The organism is Streptomyces paradoxus (assembly GCF_014202475.1).
Taxonomy (GTDB): domain Bacteria; phylum Actinomycetota; class Actinomycetes; order Streptomycetales; family Streptomycetaceae; genus Streptomyces; species Streptomyces paradoxus.
The window spans coordinates 151,809-169,334 of record NZ_JACHGV010000015.1; the positions used below are offsets into that span (position 1 = coordinate 151,809).

Annotated in this window: 13 protein-coding genes and 2 pseudogenes; 4 read left to right on the forward strand and 11 right to left on the reverse strand. The window is 67.9% G+C overall.

What is annotated here, in order from left to right:
- Entirely contained in the window at positions 1-2,721 is a 2,721-nt protein-coding gene (locus HNR57_RS34750; protein WP_184566563.1) for a class III lanthionine synthetase LanKC N-terminal domain-containing protein, read from the forward strand.
- On the opposite strand, the pseudogene HNR57_RS39985 reads toward HNR57_RS34750, so the two are convergent.
- The 3 genes and pseudogenes from HNR57_RS39985 to HNR57_RS40445 all read right to left on the reverse strand — a co-directional run.
- Positions 2,675-2,866 (reverse strand): annotated as a pseudogene (locus tag HNR57_RS39985) (hypothetical protein); the annotation flags it as partial. The gene HNR57_RS34750 and the pseudogene HNR57_RS39985 overlap by 47 nt on opposite strands.
- A 265-nt stretch (positions 2,867-3,131) precedes the next feature.
- Positions 3,132-3,578 (reverse strand): annotated as a pseudogene (locus tag HNR57_RS41105) (Mom family adenine methylcarbamoylation protein); the annotation flags it as partial.
- A 353-nt stretch (positions 3,579-3,931) separates the two neighbouring features.
- Positions 3,932-4,057 (reverse strand): hypothetical protein, encoded by a 126-nt coding sequence (locus HNR57_RS40445; protein WP_281403936.1) that lies wholly within the window; start codon positions 4,055-4,057, stop codon positions 3,932-3,934.
- Between the two features lie 222 nt (positions 4,058-4,279).
- Here HNR57_RS40445 and HNR57_RS34760 point away from each other — a divergent pair, with 222 nt between their 5' ends.
- Positions 4,280-7,075 (forward strand): hypothetical protein, encoded by a 2,796-nt coding sequence (locus HNR57_RS34760; protein ID WP_184566565.1) that lies wholly within the window; start codon positions 4,280-4,282, stop codon positions 7,073-7,075.
- Positions 7,076-7,275: 200 nt separating this feature from the next.
- Entirely contained in the window at positions 7,276-7,701 is a 426-nt protein-coding gene (locus HNR57_RS34765) for a hypothetical protein (RefSeq protein WP_184566567.1), read from the forward strand.
- A gap of 10 nt (positions 7,702-7,711) precedes the next feature.
- Here HNR57_RS34765 and HNR57_RS34770 read toward each other — a convergent pair whose 3' ends face one another.
- Positions 7,712-8,020, reverse strand: a complete 309-nt coding sequence (locus HNR57_RS34770; protein ID WP_184566568.1) for a type II toxin-antitoxin system Phd/YefM family antitoxin — start codon at positions 8,018-8,020, stop codon at positions 7,712-7,714.
- A gap of 225 nt (positions 8,021-8,245) precedes the next feature.
- Here HNR57_RS34770 and HNR57_RS34775 point away from each other — a divergent pair, with 225 nt between their 5' ends.
- Entirely contained in the window at positions 8,246-9,205 is a 960-nt protein-coding gene (locus HNR57_RS34775; protein ID WP_184566569.1) for a hypothetical protein, read from the forward strand.
- Positions 9,206-9,253: 48 nt separating this feature from the next.
- Here HNR57_RS34775 and HNR57_RS34780 read toward each other — a convergent pair whose 3' ends face one another.
- From HNR57_RS34780 to HNR57_RS34810, 7 genes are all read right to left on the reverse strand, one after another.
- Complete coding sequence (locus HNR57_RS34780; protein WP_184566571.1) at positions 9,254-9,826, reverse strand: DUF6262 family protein; 573 nt, start codon at positions 9,824-9,826, stop codon at positions 9,254-9,256.
- Positions 9,819-12,347, reverse strand: a complete 2,529-nt coding sequence (locus HNR57_RS40700) for a tyrosine-type recombinase/integrase (RefSeq protein ID WP_184566582.1) — start codon at positions 12,345-12,347, stop codon at positions 9,819-9,821. The genes HNR57_RS34780 and HNR57_RS40700 overlap by 8 nt, the downstream gene beginning before the upstream one ends.
- Entirely contained in the window at positions 12,344-13,441 is a 1,098-nt protein-coding gene (locus HNR57_RS34790; RefSeq protein WP_313675609.1) for a tyrosine-type recombinase/integrase, read from the reverse strand. Before HNR57_RS34790 ends, HNR57_RS40700 begins: the two co-directional genes overlap by 4 nt.
- Positions 13,442-13,810: 369 nt before the next feature.
- Complete coding sequence (locus HNR57_RS34795) at positions 13,811-14,329, reverse strand: DUF6248 family natural product biosynthesis protein (protein ID WP_184566583.1); 519 nt, start codon at positions 14,327-14,329, stop codon at positions 13,811-13,813.
- Positions 14,326-14,958, reverse strand: a complete 633-nt coding sequence (locus HNR57_RS34800; RefSeq protein WP_184566585.1) for a hypothetical protein — start codon at positions 14,956-14,958, stop codon at positions 14,326-14,328. The genes HNR57_RS34795 and HNR57_RS34800 overlap by 4 nt, the downstream gene beginning before the upstream one ends.
- Before the next feature lie 84 nt (positions 14,959-15,042).
- Entirely contained in the window at positions 15,043-16,266 is a 1,224-nt protein-coding gene (locus HNR57_RS34805) for a hypothetical protein (RefSeq protein ID WP_184566587.1), read from the reverse strand.
- 8 nt (positions 16,267-16,274) lie between these two features.
- A complete protein-coding gene (locus tag HNR57_RS34810) occupies positions 16,275-17,393 on the reverse strand; it encodes a DNA-processing protein DprA (protein WP_184566589.1) in 1,119 nt (372 codons plus the stop codon).
- Positions 17,394-17,526 lie beyond the last annotated feature (133 nt).

Sequence of the window (17,526 nt, forward strand, 5' to 3'; positions counted from 1 at the left end):
ATGGCACGGGAAGCCGCCCCGATGACGGCTGATCGGCCCGAGCCGTGGCTCCTTGACACCGTCGTGGAAGCGGTCGGCGGCGGGCTGTCCGGCTGGCGGATCGTGCCGTCCCACGACTCGCTGCAGCCGTGGATAGCCGCCTTCCCACCGGGGCCTGACCTCCCTCGGCAGGGCTGGAAGCTTCACGTTTCCAGCTATGTCTCGACGGCCGCCGAGACCCTTCGACGGGCCCTGCCTCCCCTGGTCACGCTGGGAGTCGCCTTCAAGGTGTTGGGATCCCTCTCCTGGCTCGAACGGCTCAACTGCGGAGGGGCGGGAATCTCGCAGGTCGGAAAGTTCATCACCGTCTATCCGCAAGACGAGGATTCGGCCCTTGAGATCGCGGCCGCGCTGGCAGCCGCTACACGGGGGATGCGCGGTCCCCACATCCCGTCGGACCGCTCCTACGCGGATGGGAGCGTCGTCTTCTACCGCTATGGCGGGTTCGACGGCACGCGGATGCAGACCTTGCTTGGCGACATCGTCCTCGCCGTGCTGGATCCCGATGGCCGTCTGGTCCCGGATCTTCGGGAAGCGACCCCTTCGGTGCCAGAGTGGGCCGACGACCCGTTCCGCAGGAACGGCATGGGCGCCTCGCCCGCTTTAGCGAGAACGGTGGCAGGCCGGTACCGGCCCGTCATGACCTTGGCACACTCACCTGGGGCCGTCGTCCAACTGGCCCTCGACCTGGCCACGCCGTGCGCGTGCATTTTGAAGCGCGCCGCGAAGCGGCCTGTGAACCAGGGCAGCGAGGCTGGCGACGGCGCCGCAGCGCTGCGGCGCGAAACGGCCGTGCTCCTCAGGCTCTCCGGACGGCGGGTGACCCCGGAGGTCCTCGACGTCGTCGAGGACGATGACGAACTGATCCTTGTCTTGGAGGACCTGGGCGGGGAGACGCTCGACCGGCACGTGCGAGGACTCGCCGGATCGGGTCGTAGCTGCTCCACCGCTCGCGTGGTCGACCTCGGAGCCGCCATCGCGGATGCACTGTCTGTGCTCCACGAAGCCGGCCACGTGCACGGCGACCTCAAGTCGGCCAACATCATGCTCCCGGCGGACGGCCCAGTACGGCTCATCGACCTCGAGTTGGCTCATCCCGTCGGCGCCAGGGACCGGCCCGCCGAGGCCGGGACCCGCGGTTACCTTTCGCCCGCATGCAGGGCGGGAGAGGCGGTGTCACCGGCCGACGACATCTACGCCCTGGGAGCTGTGCTCTACCTGTTGGCCACCGGCGCCGAGCCCTCACGGGCCCCCGACCCGCACGACCTGCTGGCCAGACAACTCGGACAGCTTCGGCCGGCCGTCGACGGTTCTCTGTCGAAAATTGTGTCGCGGTGCCTAGACCCGGATCCCGAGCGACGGTTTAGCTCGGCGCGCGAGGTGCGACGGGCACTGCTGACGGTCGGGGAGAACCTGTCACCACAGCCACCCGCACCACCAGACGCGGCCGAGCTCGACCTGACGCGGGCGTCGGACCTGCTCGAACTGGCTCGCCGTTCAGGCGACTTCATCTGCGCCCATGCGGAGTATTCCGAGCAGGGGGTGACATGGCGCAGCGAATACTACGTCGGCAAGGGCCTCGTGGGTCGCGACATCAACACCGGGATGGCCGGCACGGTCCTCGGGCTGGCTGAGCTGGCACAGGAACTGCGTGTCCCCAGGCACATGGGCGTCCTGCGCGCTGCAGCACGGACACTCGACGCCATGCCAGCCGTCCCGGGGGACCGGCCGCGCGGGCTTTATGTGGGCGAGATGGGCGTCGTCGCCGCCCTGCTGCGGGCTGGCCAAGTGCTGTCCGACGAGGACCTTGTCGGGCTCGCCGTCGACCGGGCGGCGGCGCAACCCGCGGCAGATCTCGACGACTCCCCCGACCTCTTCCACGGTCTCGCTGGCCGACTCCGAGTGCACTTGATGCTCTGGGACGAGACTGGCGACGGACGAAGTCTCGACCGGGCGGTGCACTGCGGCGACACCCTTCTGCGGCAGCGCGAGGGCGGGCACGGCACCGCACACTGGCGCATTCCGCCGGGTTACGGAGATCTCAGCGGCAAGAGCCTCCTTGGCTATGCTCACGGTGCAGCCGGCATAGCCGACGCCCTGCTCGACCTATACGAAGCCACCGGCGCGTCCGGGTACGAGGAGGCCGCGCGCGAGGCCGCCGGATGGATCGCGGACCAGGCGATCCGTTGCCTGGAGGACCTCACTGGGGTCGCCTGGCCCATGGCGGAAGGAGGCCGGGCACACCCGCCGTTCTGGTGCCATGGAGCGACGGGCATCGGCCGGATGCTCCTGCACGCCCGGCGCCTCGGCCTCGAACCAGACCCGACAGAGACACTCCAGCGTGTCTGTCGCTCGGTGGCCCTTGCGGCCCGCTGGAGCGGACCGACCCTGTGCCACGGACTGGCGGGTAACGCCGAGTTCCTGTGGGACGCTGGCCTGGCCATGGACGACGGAGAGCTGCTGGCACAGGCCCGTGGGCTCATCAACATCCTTCCAGCGTTCGCGGTCGATTCCCCCTACGGGCGGGCGTGGATCTCCGACGCCCCTCGCCAAATAACCCCCGACTACCTCGTCGGGTACGCAGGCATCCCCGTTGTCCTGCTGAGGATGGCGAGACCGCGCCGCCGCTACCAGCTCAGTCGGGAGGGTTTCCGGTACGGGGCCTATAAGGCTTCGCATTAGCTAAGCTAGGCGTCGAGCTGACGGGGCACGGTGCCAGGGCTGCGGCGAGCCTGATAAAGGGCGCGTGGTGTTCGTAGCGGGGGCTGAGTCGGCGGTAGCAGGACGGTGACGAGAGCGTCCGCTCCATCACCCACTTGCGTCGTCCCCCCGGAGCGCAGAGGCCTTACCAAGATCAGGAACGCATCAAACGCACCGAGCTCCCCCCCGTTCAGTTTCAGCCAGTCGGCCCGTCGCCCTGGTAGCGTCATCGGCCAAGCGGCAACAAGCGGCAACCGTCCGCAGAAGCGGTGCGCTCCGCGGTGCCGTACGTTGCGGGCGCCGACCGCGATGAGGACCTCCCGGAGCCAGACGGCCCGGTTGCACCCGGCCCGCGGCACCGGAGCTCCGAGCGCGATGAGCTGGGCTTCGGCGTACTGGTGGCCCTGCTCCTGGCGGCGGATCTTCTGCGCCGTGCGGTCGTGGAAGACGGTGCCGTCCGGCAGGAGCTTCACCGTCCGGGCGGTGGCCCGGCTGGCGTAGACCGCGTTCGTGGCTGCGTAGATCGTGCCGACGTGCCCAGGCATGACGAGAACGCCCGAGGCTGTCCGGCGCGGGACGGGATCCGCGAACGAGACGACCCCGCGTACACCCCTGGCGAGCAGGCGTCTTAGGCAGTTCGCGAGGAACCACGACTCCGAATTGGCCGGGCACTCATCCAGCAGGACGAACCGCGAACAAACGAGCGCTTCGGTGTACGGCCGGAGCTCGGGCAGTGGCTTGGTGAGGACGGCGGTGCTCACCGGCACCCCGAACGCAGCCACACCACAGAGCCGCCGCTCGCCGTCGACGACGTCGTACAGGCCGAACTGCACCGTCACCGCCGGGTTTATCTACACCTGTCAAGTAGACCAGCTGGTCACAGGCTTGGATTCTCAGCAGGCACGTAAGACACGGCTCACCGACGGTGCCCGGGCACGCCGCTTCTACGTGTCCGGGCACCGTGGCGTGGTAATCGTTGCCTGCCTGGCATTTCGGCCTCGGCGGCGGGTCCTTACTGATCGTTTCAAGATCGGGTTTGTACTCGTCTCAAGTAGATGATGTTGCGGGCGAGTTGGAACAGTCCGACTGGAGGTACTGGTGGAGTGCTTGTACTCGAACTTGCCGTACTCCTTGGATCAGGTGCCCCTGGATCCGACCCGCTAGCATCTCCGGCCGGGTCCAGGGGTCGAAATCAGTGCCCAAGCATCCAGGCGATGACCGCACGGACGGTGCCGGAGACGGCTCCGGAGACTGCGCCGCGGACGGCGGCGAGGGTGAGCTTTTCGCGCCAGGTCGGGTTGGTGGGCTCGTTGGACATTGGTGGCTCCCGGTCGTTGACGGGTGGGAGCCGGCCGGTCTCCCGCGTTGACGTCTCGAGAAAACCGCCTGGTCACGGGGTTCGGCATGGGGTGCGAAGGAAGCCGAACGAGCTGCGGGGCGCCGGTCTGGGTGACCTCGGCGCTCGCGCCGGATGTGCTGAGGTTCTACGGTGGTTCGGCAGTGTTCGGTAAGAGCCGCCGAACAGCAGGGAGGGCGCACTATGGCCGAGGACCCCGTTGTTGCTGCCGCCAAGGGACACCAGATTGACTTGGACTCGGTGCAGTCCCTCGCGGATTTCGCCCAGGCATGCAACTGGTTGCGCGCCGGCCGCTCCTACGCCGCGCTGAGGAGGGCGGCGAAGCCTCGGCTGCTGCCCCCAGCGACGCTGAGCGATCTGCTCAACGCTAAGTCCACACCAACTCGGGACACTGTGATCAGCTTTTTGATCGCATGCGGACTCGACCAGGACGCGGCGCAGCGGCCATGGCTCGCCGCCTGGGAGCGTGTGGCCACGACGAATCAGCCACGCCCCGCGGGCGCCGTACGCGTTCGGCTGGCGCGTCCGCGCCTACTCGGCGTACACGCCGCGATCCAGGTTCCCGGCGTCACTGAGGACATGCCAGCGTACGTGCCGCGGGATTTCGACGCTGACCTGAACGCCACCCTGACCGCCACCGCGGCGCAGGGCGGATTCATCCTGCTTCTGGGCGGCTCGTCGGTTGGCAAGACCAGGGCCCTGTACGAGGCGATCCGTGCCCAGTTGGCGGAGTGGTGGTTGCTCCACCCCGCCGACCCGCTAGCGATCAACGCCCTTGCTGAGGCGCCCACACCTCGCACCGTGCTGTGGCTCGACGAAATGCAGCGCTACCTCAACCACCCCACCGGACTTTCCGTCGGCACCCTGCGGCAGCTCATCACCGCCGGCACGGTCGTGGTTGCGACGTTGTGGCCGCATGAGTACACCATGCGGACTGTCCGGCCTCCGGCTGGCCAACCAGATCCGTACGACAATGACCGTGAGTTACTCAAGCTTGCCCAACTCATCAAGGTGTCCGAGACCTTCAGCCTGGCCGAACGCCGCCGGGGCGAAACCTTCGCCGGCACCGACCAGCGTATCCGTATCGCACTGGACAGCCCCGAGGCCGGCTTCACCCAGGTTCTCGCCGCAGGTCCCGCCCTCATCCGCCGCTGGGAGCACGCGGACCCCTACGCCCGCGCCGTCCTGACCGCCGCCGTCGACGCCACCCGCCTCGGCATGCGGCACCCCCTCCCACCGGAACTGCTCATGGCGATGGCGCCGGCCTACTGCACCGGACGGGAGCGGGCCGTCGCCCCGGCCAAGTGGTTCGAGATGGCGCTGGCGTACGTGACGGAACTGCTGCAAGGCGCTGCGGCCGCGCTGGCCCCGGCCGGCGGGGCGACGATGGGCGAGGTCGCCGGGTTCGATGTCGCCGACTACCTACTCCAGCACGCCAGCGCCCAGCGCCGCGTCCAGCCGGTCCCGGCCGGCGCCTGGGAGGCATTGCTGGCCCATGCCCACCACCGCGACGACGTCGAGCGGCTGGCTGCCAGCGCGAAGGACCGGCTGCGGTTGTGCTACGCAGTGCCGCTTTATCGTCGCGTCCTGGAGGCTGGCGACTCACAAGAGGTCAATGACCGCCTCGCCGAACTCGCCGCCAGACAGGGGCGGACCGAGGACATCCAAGAGGCAACCCACAGGCAGCCCGGCAACTACCCCCCCATACCTGAGGTTCTGGCTACGTTGCTTGCCAATCCAGGCCGAGTCGAGGAACTCCGCGTCGCCGCTCACAGCGGCGACTGGCATGCGGCCGACCGGTTGGCCGAACTCCTGGCCACGCGGCAGCGCAAGGAACTGGGCGACCGCGCCGCTAGCGGTGACCTGAAGGCAGCTCGGCTGCTGACCGAGCACGACCTCCACAACGACATCTGGATCCAGCACGGCTATAACTGCGGATGCCTCAGATGGCGGACCTACTGGCGGGCCTGGCTGCTGGCCGAGGACGGCTACGTCGACGACGCCATCACGATCGCCCGAGGCCATCGCCATTACAACGACGATCCCATCGCCCTGTGGGCCTGGTTGTTGGCCGAGCACGGCCGCGTCGATACGTTGGTCGCGCACGCTAAGAACGAGCGGCAAGCCGCGAGGCTGCTGCTCGACCACGATCACATCGAGGCGCTTCGCATCCGCGCTGAGGATTCCTACGACCCTGCGTACAACCAAATAAGGAATGCCAACAGGCACGGCAAGTGGAGGCGAGCCCTCGACGACGACGGCAGCAGTCTTGGCGCGTGGCGCTTGGCTGAACTGCTAGCCGACCCCGGCCGGGTTGAGGATGCCCTCGCGGTCCTTCGAACCTACGCGGACCTCCCGCTGCCATGGGTCTGGACTATTTGGGCCGACAGGCGGCTGATCGAAGTCTTGTTCGACCATGGCCGGGTCGATGAGCTTCGCTTTCGCGCCGCCCGGAGCAACGCTGCCGCCCGGCGGCTAGCCGATCTGCTCGCCCAGCGGGGCCGGGTCGAGGAGGCGCTCACGATGCTCCGCGGCCTCGCTGACCAAAACCACGCTCAAGCCACGTGGCTGCTGGTCAGGATGCTCGTCGAGCGCGGACGAACCCAGGAGGCCCTGGCCATCCTGCGACCGCTGGTCAAACTGCACGAGAGTGACAGTGTGTCGGCTGACGAACGGTGGGAATGGCCCACCCGGCGCTTGGCTCAACTGCTGGCCGCGGAAGGTCATATCGGCGAACTCCGCGACCTCATTGAGGGATTCCGTGCCAGCTTCCATTATGCCAGTGACCGGCGGTTGGCCGAACTGCTAGCCGAGCACGGTCACCCGGGTGAACTCCGCGCGGAAATAGATGCGGGCAACCCATTCGCTGCCGAACGTGTGATCGATAAGCTCGCCAGTCAGGGCAAGTTTCATGAAGCAGATCGCATGTGGCGGTTCGGGCTTACCGCCGAAGGACTAATCGCGGAGCGCCCTTCCTGAAACTCGCTTCCACGATGGGCTGACGATCGGTGATTGCCTCCATCATGGCTATGTTCCGTCCGTCCCCGGCACGCCGTGACCGAAAGGGCGCCGAACGGCCTCGACTCTGTGCACCGTACCGGGCATGCGCGGCACGGTGACTGAAGTGCTCTCGCGAGCCTCCACCACATGGCTGTCAGGGAGCGTTCTCCGTCCGGATCATGCGGCGCTTAGCCAGGGATATACAACCCCTCGATCTCGGCAAATTCATCGAGGAACTCATCCTCGTGGAGGATTCTAATTTTCACGAAACGATCCCGGCATTCATTTCCGGCGTGGTCGACGTCCCCTTTTTTCGTTGGCCGGTAGACAATGTAATACCGATGCGCTCCGCTTTGATCTCCAGGCTTGAGGCGCTTTCGATGCTTTGGCGTTATAGCGCACCGCACTCGATAGCTGTTAGCCAAACCGTCGTCAGGGTCGTTTATATCTACCTGTTCGGGAAGCCAATTTTCGGCCACTTCGAAGATTTGGTTAGCGATACCCTTGTCGGCCCTCGCTATGTCACCGAGTTCCGTCAAAGCCTGAGGCGAGTAGCACATGAAGAAACCGTAGGCGCCCGGGACGGCGAAGGCACCCACGGTTAGGGCGTATGGGTTAACGCGGAGACTTGAGCCCAAGCGCCTGGGCCACTTCTGAGGCAGGAACCGCGCCCTTGGTGCCCATCTCCTCGTCTGCCGCCGTCACCGACTTGTGTAGACGGCTGTCGGTTTTGGCCAGGACTGTGGTGGCTATCCGGGCGTTAGCCAAGGGGAGGATGATCGCTTGGGGATGGCCGTGCCTCGTTACCAGGGCGGCCCGCCCGGTTTCGTTGATCCGTTCGATGGCCTTGGCAGGAGCCTGCCCGAGCTCGCGCATCGTGACGACATCCGTCTCCTCGAACGCCAGCGGTTCTTCCAGTGCCATGATCCGTCCTCCTGGTCCTACCCCCGCGGTCGGGCGTGTCGCCTCGGGCGATCCTTGCCCGCGCCGGTCGCCGGGTGCCTTGCAAGCGGCGGCCATCCGCTCCACGCGCTCGAGCGTGTCGCGACCTTTAGGGTGATATGCCCGATTTTTAGGGCAGTCAAGACAGCCTAGCAGACATTTGTAGCGCAAGATGATGTGCAAGTGTAGATCAAGGAGGTGCACTCAGTGTGGGCTCTGCGTGACTGGGTTGACCGCATCCTTAGGGGCTCGCCAGGGACACCTCCACCGACGCCCGAGGGAGAACCGGCGGAAGCTGAGGCTGCCGAGTTCGGCGCCCCCGAAGTGGCAGCCGTGGAGGATTATCCGGCCGCCATTGCAGCGTATCGTCAGTGCGCTCAGTGGCTCACTGCTGCGATCGCCGCAGTCGCTGCCGTCTTCGTTGCAGGGCTGCAAGTATCCGTGCTGCAAGACTTGACCGTGGAGCGCGCCGTGCTGGGGTTCTTAGCGGCCGCTGTTGTGGTGGGCTGCGCCGGCTACATCATCAGCCGCGCTGCCAACGTTCTCTCTCCCGCAGAAATTACTATGGTGCAGTTGGCTCGAGACAGTGTCCGCCTAGCGCAAGCGGCGGGAGCCCGTCGACGACCACAGGGTCTAGATAAGGGGACAATCTCCCTAATCACGGACATCAATGCCAACAAGGGGTTGCTATTCCCCGTCGGAGTTAGAACCATCTCCGATCTCTATCATCTCGCGTGCGGTCATCGTCTGCGCCGTCAACATAGGCTCCCTAACCAGGCAACCGCCCACCGCTACACGCGAAGTTTGATGGATTTTGTCGAGTTGCAGCAGATTCGTAAACGCTATAAAAGCCTCTTGAAGGCGCTTCCGTGGTCTGGGCTGGTTGCATTGGCGGCTGTTCTCGGATTCGTTCTTCTGGCTCACAAAGATGAGTCGCCGCCAAAGGTCACAAGCCCTCTCCCCGTACAGATCTTCTTCACAGACGACAAGAAGGCCCTACGCTCAGAACAGTGGCCAGAGGGATGTGCTCGGAAGGTGCCGCGTGGCACCGCAGTAGGGGGTTCGCTTAAGGAGCCCGAGGTTGCCATTCCCAGAGTTGACGATGCGTGCCCTCAACATCGCGGCACTGTCTCAACGCGCGTCGGGGTGGTGATCTACCCGAAGTGACCTCGCAAGGGTCAGACGGGAACCTCGCGCCGCACCATTCGACGCCGGTCATTTCCGGCTGGCTTGGTTCTCAGCGCGCATCATGCGCCGCAGGCTCATCCGCGCGCCGGCCAGATCGTCCTGGACCTCGCTGAGCTGGTCGGTCAGGTCCTTGACGCGGGCCAATGCCTCGTCGCGTTCGCCCTGCAGGCGCTGGTTGTCGGTGGTGAGTTCGTCGACGCGGCTTCCAAGGTCGGCGGCACCAATCTGGTCGACTTGCTGGCCGAGATTTCGGCGGACGGCGCCCTTCAGGCGCTCGACTTCTTGGCGTAGGCGCCGGTTGTCCTCATGGAGGAGCTGCTTCTCCACCTTCCATCCAGCCGGTGCCTTGGGTCCGGCGTGGGCATTGTTGGTCGCGGCGCGTCCCTGACCGCGCCGGGCGGCCTCGATGTGCTCGCGCACGCCCTCTGCGTAGACGAGCCAGTGGGAGACGTTCGCGGCGCGGGCCACGCCGGTGAAGGTGACCGGCTCGTTGTCGGTGAGGAGTTGGTCGACGACCGCCAGGACGCGGGCGCGCTTGTCGCGCGAGTCCTTCTGCCGCGCCTCGCGCAGGACCTGGGCGGGGGTGCGGGACTCATTCATCGGTACTTCTCCGGGCGGGGATGGAGGGCACGGGCAGGACGGGTGGGGGCGCCGCGGCACGAACCTTGCGCAGGACGGCAGAGGCCTCTTCGAGGTGGCGCCGATCGTCTTCCGGCATCAGCTGTATCTGGCGGCGGAGGCTGGTGACGACATTCTGGAAGGAGTCGATCTGGTCGCTGAAGTTGCGAACGACGAACTCCGCGGTCCCAAGGGCCCTGGCCATCTCGCGGTCCGCTTTGAGAGCCCGGATGTGGCCCTCAACCGCAGGAAGGAATGAGGGATCGGGACGGTAAAAGGCACACCCGGAGCACTGGAAGCGGATCGGGCAGCTACCGCCGCCGGCCTTCACGTTGGACGGCTCGCTGCAGTTGCCAAACGGCACGGCGACCGAGCGGGCCTCGTATGCGGTCGCAGACGGCGTCGCCGCCGGATTGCCGGACCGGTCGACGACGTGCCGGCGCATCGTCTCGACGGCTTTGCGGCGCTTCTCCATCGACACTTTGAAGTATCCCATGGTGGTATCTGCCGATTTATGATCCATGAGGTCGCGCAGGGTGTTCAGTTCGGTGCCGGCGTCCGCGTGACGCTGGGCGTAGGTGTGGCGGAAGGCGTAGGCGAAGATGCGGCTGCGGTCGAACGGCAGGAGGTTGCCGTCCTTGTCTACGGTGTCGGTGAGCAGTTCCGGCAGGCCGTCGACCCAGCGCCGGAGCATCTTGGCGACGGTGTCCGAGTCGATGCACGCGTCGTAGCCGTGGCGCGCCGTCGGGAAAAGGAAGGTTCTCGATCGGGCTGGGACATTCAGGGTCTGGCGGATCGCGAGCCACTCCTGGATGGCAAAGGCGGTCTCCCTGCCGATCTCCAGGCGGCGTCGGTTGCGGCGGGCCTTGTGGTTGTCCCAGATCAAGATGTACTCACTGTCCTGCGCTTCGAGACCGTCCATTCGGAGCCAGCGCACTTCCCACGGGCGGCGGCCGGTGTCGCGCAGCAGGATGTAGACAGTGCGCAGCATGGCCTTGACCGCGTCGGGCGCCATGTCCCCGTAGGCGAAGTCTTCGCCGATCAGGTGGACTTGTGCATCGAGCTGGGCGACGACGTACTCCGGGATGGCCTTGCCCGCCATGTCCTCGGCGGGGTCCTCGTACGGGATCTTGTGGTGCGGGTGGCGGGCGAAGACGGAGGCGACATGGTCGAGGATCTGAAGGCGCCGCCCGAAATCGAGCAACTGGCAGAAGTGCGCGAGGAGCTCGGCGCGGGATCCGTAGGCGAGGGTGGCGGTGCCGTCCTGGCGCTTGCGGTCGCGGATCGCGGCGACGACCGCGTCCATGTCCGTGACCTTCAGTGCGCCGGGGTCATGCCCGCCGCCCGGTCGCGCGGACAGGGCCCGCGATGCCGACAGGCAGCCCTCGAAGGTGACCCGGAAGTCGTTGTTGTCGGGGGTTGTCTCCTTGACCCAGTCGGCGATCAGGCGGCGCAGCCACTCCTGTCGGATCTGCGTGATGTCCAGGCGGCGCGAGGACACGCGGACTCCGGATCGTGTGCGTGAGCGCAGGCCAAGGTCGCCGAGCTCCCAAACCGGCCGGTCCAGCGGGTCGACGCCCCGGAAGCGGTCGAAGGCCCCGCGTACGAGACGTACGACGTCGTTCCAGTGGGCCTCGCAGTTGCGGTCGAGGTATCCGAGGTCGCCGAGCTTCTTGTCCGTGAGCTCTGCGATGGACGAGACGCCCTCGAGTCCTCGGACCATCAGCCGCATCCCGACCGGGCTGAGGGTCGGGCGCTGCTTGTCGCGTTCCGCCAGCGCGAAGCGGAGTTCGTGGCGGAGCAATTCGGGCAGGGTGATGAGCGAGAACTGGAAGCCGGTCAGCCACGGCGGCTGTACGGCGGCCCACTCCTCCAAGCCCTCGCGGATCGTGCCCTTCATGCCGGTCTCGTTCCGGTGACGGCGCCAGCGATCACGGTGGTAAGTGCACAGCGGCACTCGACCATGGGCGTTGCCGGCGCAGGCCCCGACCAGGCACGGTGTGCCCGGCGGGAGCGGCTCGGCCTCGGCCTGGAGCCACGCGTCCAGCGCCATCGCCGTCTTCCCGCTCCGCAGGAGGTAGCGCCATCGTACGTAGTGCGGGGTGCAAGCGCCCCGCGACTGGGCCTCCAGGGCGCAGCGCACGCCGTCACGCTCGACCGAGCACGGTGGCCGCTCCCCAGGCAGGGAGCGAACCAGGGCCCGGCGGCCGACCTTGGCGAACTCTTCGCGGCTTAGTCCGCTTTCGAGGAACTGCTCGTAGCAGGACCGGCACAGATGCCGCGTCGCGCGGACCGCGACGTGGCAGCCGGCGCTGTTGCACCGCCATATCGCGGTCTCGTCCTTGTCTGGATCGCCGGTGAACAGCCAGTTCGCCGCATCCCATTCATCCGGCCGCCAGTCAGCCTTGGTGTTCGCAATCAGCCAGGCCATCCACCCTGCACGGTCGACGGGCAGCGTGACGACGCGGGACTCGGGCACGGCGGCCGTCGTCTCGATGGTCACCGCGCTATCTCCCGGCGTCGGGCGTCCGCGCGCTCGACTGCGGCCCGCCGGGATCCCTCGTCGACGTGGATGTACGGGGCCATGGACGATTCAGACATGTGCCCGAGGAGGTCGGAGACCACCGACCGGTCGGTGCCCTGACGGATCCACTCGGTGGCGGCGCTGTGACGAATCATGTGGGGCCGGGCGATCAGGTCCGCCCGCCGGGCGAGCCTGTCGAACAGCCCCTTCACCCCGGAGTACGTCATCGCTTGTCCGAGCGGCTCCCGGAAGAGGTTGACCAGCACATGCTCGGTGAAGTCGGCCTGCGGAACCGCTGAGCGCTCGTGAAGGTAGTCGGCGTAGCAGATGCCGAGCTCGCTGGTGACTGGGATGGCGCGCGGCTTCCGGGACTTCGCCCACGCGCCGTTGCTATTCAAGCGGCGCCGTACGTGCACGTGCGGGCCCTTGACCTGGCAGCCGAAGGCCTGCGAGTCGGCCAGGAGGTGCATGTCCTCACGACGCAACCCGAGCGCCTCGCCGATCCTCATGCCAGTACACCACAGTAGGAGCACCAGGAAGCGGTCCCGCGCGTGCCGGGTCACGTCGATCAGGCGAGCTATCTGCTCGACCGTCAGCCACTCGATCCCCGAGTCGACGCCCCGGAGCCTGAGTATTCGCGAGCGGACCGTGCGGTGCTGGTCGTTCTCGCCCGGGTTGAAGCCCTTCGGTAGATACCGTAGGTAGCGGGGCTCGGTCAGCTGCCCGGCGAGTTCAGGACCGACCCACTGCATGCGTACGCCGAAGCTCAGAAACTCGCAGACCGTGCCCACGATCGCGTTCGCGGTGTTCTCGTCGCGGAATCGTTCCGGCCTGCCCCCGCCGCGGGCCCGCGAAGGCAGTGGCTCATCCACCAACCAGTGCAGGAAGCGCGCAAGCTGCCACACGGTGATCTTTGCCCATTCCAGGCGGTGGAAGGTGCAATACGACAGGTACAGCGCCGCCCGCCCGGCGTACGTCCTCTCCGTGTTGTAGGCCCGGCCGGCGTCTCGCAGGCCTGCGAGGAACAGCGAGCCTTCACGATGGAGGGCGTAGTCGTCGGTTCCGACGATCACCCACCCTGTCTTGTCCTGGGCCAGCGTCGCTCGCTCTGCGCGGAACGACGTGACAAACGTGCCTGTGATGCCGAACACCCCTTGGATACCGATGGTCCGGCCAGTTCAGCATGCATGTGGCTGACGTGGCTGTTGGAAAGATCACGGTGAAGATAACCGGGTACGAGCCGGAGTAATGGTGTGCGAGCACGAACCCCTTGGCGGGCTCCTCGTCGGGGATGACGTCCACGGTGTAGCGGCGGGCGTCGAAGCCGCCGTCGCGGACATGCGCCCAGGAGTGCCTCCCTTCGCGCCACCGCTGGCACCAGGGCGACGCGGTCGGTACCTCCGGCAGTTCCTCGAACGGCAGGGTCTCCTGTACCGGGGACCTCATAGTGCCTCCCTGTCCCCGCGCCCCTGCAGGCCGCTCGCGAAGAGGATGAGCTGTCCCTCCGGGGCGGCTGCAGGCCGGTGCGCGGGGATGGCGTGCTGGGAGGCAGGGGGTTTCTCGGCTTTGCCCGTGTCGGCGGTCTCTTCGACGTCCGCCGGGTGAGGGCAGGGGCAGAGCCACCGGCAGGGCCGCTGGCCCGGTCCGTACCGGATCACGGCGACGACGAACCCTCGGGCGTCGGTGACGGCGTCGGCGTGTTCGTCGACGCGGGGGCCGTCGGCGCTGACGCACCCGTCGTGGTGCCCGGAGGCACAGCCGGGGCAGATGCCGCGCTCGCAGGAGCACCAGCGGTGGAAGCCGCGGGGGTAGGCATCGTCGATCTTGCGCAGTCCCTTGGTCCAGGCGTGCGCGCGGACCCAGGCGCCTTCCTCCTCAGTCATCGAGGAGGGCGTGGTGGAGGGAATGGGGTCGAGGATGCCCATGATCGCGGCGCCGATATGGCGCAGGAGGGTCGTCATGTCTCGTCTCCAAACAGGGTCGGGGTGGTGTGGAGTTCGTTCATCCAGCCCAGGAGGCGGGGGAGGTTGGTGTCGGGCCCAAAGGCGAGGTAGGTGCCGTCGCAACTGGTGCAGCCGAAGGCCTGCGCGATGCGCAGCCGCCGGCGGGAGTTGACGCGGCCCATGTGGACGGCCAGGCCGCGCTCTTGGGCCTCAACGGCCAGCTGATGGGCGGCCGGTGAGGTCTTCCAGGCGGTGGAGCCCGCCAGGAACAGGACGTCGATCGAGTCCCAGGGGATGAGGCCGTGCTCGCTGCCGTCCTGGGCGGCGAACGCGGCCGGGATGCCCAGGGCGCGGATGGGCTCCAGCCAGGGCAGAGACTCGGCGAGGGTGGCCGCGGCGTCCATCGGGACGTCGGGGGCGACGGTCCATAGACAGCGGTCGGGGCCGTAGCGCTTGACGGTCGCCGTCAGCCAGGCGAACCAGGCCTGCTCGCCGGGCCATCCCTTGCCGAACTTGCCGTTGTCGCACGCGTACAGGGCGCCGGGCGGGATCACGTTGCCCTGGGCCGGGGTCGTCATGCAGGCCAGGAGTCCGGCCTGCATGACGGCCCGTACGTCAGCTCCGGACGGCGTGGCCAGGTACAGCACGGCGGAGAAGCGAAGGAGGAGCAGGGACTGAGGGCATGGGTGCGCGCACGGGAAGTCCTTCCAGAGGTGGCGGTGAGGGGCGGTTCAGACGAGGGGGAGTTGGGCGGCGGAGCCAGAGACGAGGGCGTCCCAGTGCTGCTCGAAGTTCTTGTCCTGCTTGTCGATCACCCGGGCGGGGGCGGTGGCGAAGAGTTCCTCCGCCATCGGCCAGTCCTTGGCGCGGGGGCGGACCCAAGCCCGGGCGCGCCCGTACACCGGGTCGTGCTCGACGTCGACGCCGTGCCGCTCGGAGATGGAGATCAGGCGCCTGGCGAGCTGGTGTGGGCGGCCGAGGTCGATGCGCTCGGTGGAGCGCTTCACCGGGCGCCGCCTGCCGTCCTCGGACAGCAGGAACAGGCGGCGCACGCGGTAGAGCGCCCACGGCATGTCGAGCTCGCGCTCGAAGGCCTCCAGGCACGCCCGGTCCCGCGGCTGGGTCGGGTCGAACATCTCCAGGAGGGTCTTGCGGCCGTAGAGCTTCGCGTTCGGGTTGAGACTCATCGCCGTGTACTCCAGGCGCAGCACCTCGCCGGCGATGTCCGGGTGGGAGCGCATGCGCTCCATGTGGGCGGGCAGTGATCCCATGGAGGCGGAGAAGCAACAGAACGTGCAGTACGACTTCGGCCAGTGCACGCCGAACCGCTCCAGCAGGTAGGCCTCACACCGCTGCCGGTTCCAGCCCCAGTCGATGAGCGGGAACTCCCCGGTACGTCCGGGCATCTTCGAGGTGACCTGGTCGCCGAGGCGGCGGCCCTCCTCGTCGGCGTTGAAGCCCATGATCTGCCTGAACGGCCGACCGCCGAAGACCTGCTTGAGCCACCAGTCGCCGACGTCGCCCTTCGCCCACAGGGAGCATTTGCGGGTGCCGGCCACCTGGGGCACCGTGCCGACGGACTCCTGGTCGTTCCACAGCGTCCACGGCCCGCGCGCGATGAGCTGCTCGGGTTGGCGGGAGTCGTCCAGGACCGTGAAGCCGTCGGCCTGGAGGTGCCCGTTGCGCGCCAGCTGGACGAAGCGCACGCCGTTCTCGCGCAGCAGCGGGAGCATGAACTCGTCGGCCAGGAGCCGGGTTTCGGGCCACTCGCTGCCGGTGGTCATGTAGAGGACGGCGGTGCGGTCGAGGTCGATGCCGTGCGCGTCCGGGGCGGTGAGCATCTTGGCGAGGTAGGCCGAGGAGTCAGCGCCGGCGCCCCAGTTGATGATGGTGTCCAGGCCATCGTCGGCGGCGCTGAGGCCGGGCAGTGACGGCGTGTACGTCGTACGGGACATGGCGGCTCTCACTCCTCGAGGGGCCGGTCGGTCAGCCGGTGGGCGGAGACGATGAGCAGGAGGTCGTTGGCGGGCCACGGATCGCAGGACTCCCAGGGATCGCCTTGGGACAGCACCACCACCTCGCCGGGATCCGTGATGAGGCAGCACACGCCGCAGCCACAGGACGGGTCGAAGGGCTCGGGGTGGGCGATGTAGGGGGTGTTGAAGTAGTCGGCTCCCTGCTCCCCGACCGCGGCCAGGAGCAGGTCGCCGTCCGCGACGTCGCCGGCGCGGGCCACGCGCGCGTGGGGCAGTGCGAGTGCGAGTCGGGGGTCCGGGCTGTTCACGGCGAGTTGCCCGTCGAGCAGGCGGGCGTTGCCGCTGGAGCGGACGTCGCCGGTGGCGGGCGCGGCGAGCAGGGGGCAGTGGAGCTCGACGGCCGTCTCGGCTGCGTACATTGACCCGACGTGGTCCAGGGCCTCGACGAGGATCACCGCTCGGGCGAGCGCGGCCAGCACAACGGCGCTGGCCTTCAGCGTCGCGCCGCTGGCTGCGGTGCCGGGCCGGTAGAGGCTGACTGCCGCTCCGCCGTTGTCGAGGATGGAGCTCAGTAGCGGGGCGTGCGCGTGGGGGTGGGCACCGTCCAGGCCGCGCGGCAGGACGGCGAGGGATGCCTGGCCCGTCTCGGCGGCGGCCTGGTGGGCGGTGGAGTCGACGCCGTAGGCGAGCGTGGCGGTGACGGTGTGACCGGCCTCGGCGAGGGCGGTGGCGAAGTCGTGCGCGCGGGTGACGGCCTGCTCGGTGGGGGCCCGGTTGCCGGTCACGACGACGGCGCTGTCGGTCAGCCGCGCAAGTCGCTCGCGGCCGCGGACCCACAGGCCCAGCGGGCAGGCGGGCCCCAGGTCGGCGAGGGCGGTGGGCCACTCCTCGTCCGAGGGGATGATGAACGGGCAGGTCAGCTCTGCTTGGGCGAGTTCCTCGTGCGGCCGGTAGGAGGCAAGGAGCCCGCTGCCGTTGCTGCGGACGCGCCGGTCCCACACCTCGGCCGGTGTGTACTCGTCGAGCTCGGTGGCGAGTTGGCCGGGGGCGAAGTGGGCGGCGAGCGCGGCGCGTGCGGCTCGTTCGGACAGGGCGTGTGCGGGCATGATGGCCGGCCTTTCGGGCAGGGCGCGGCACCGGCAGGCGAACCGGTGCCGCGCCGGGGCGGGCGAAGGGGGGACGTGGTCAGCGGCCGACGGGAAGGGGAGTGCCGTCGGCGGCTGTGGGGGAGGGGTCGGG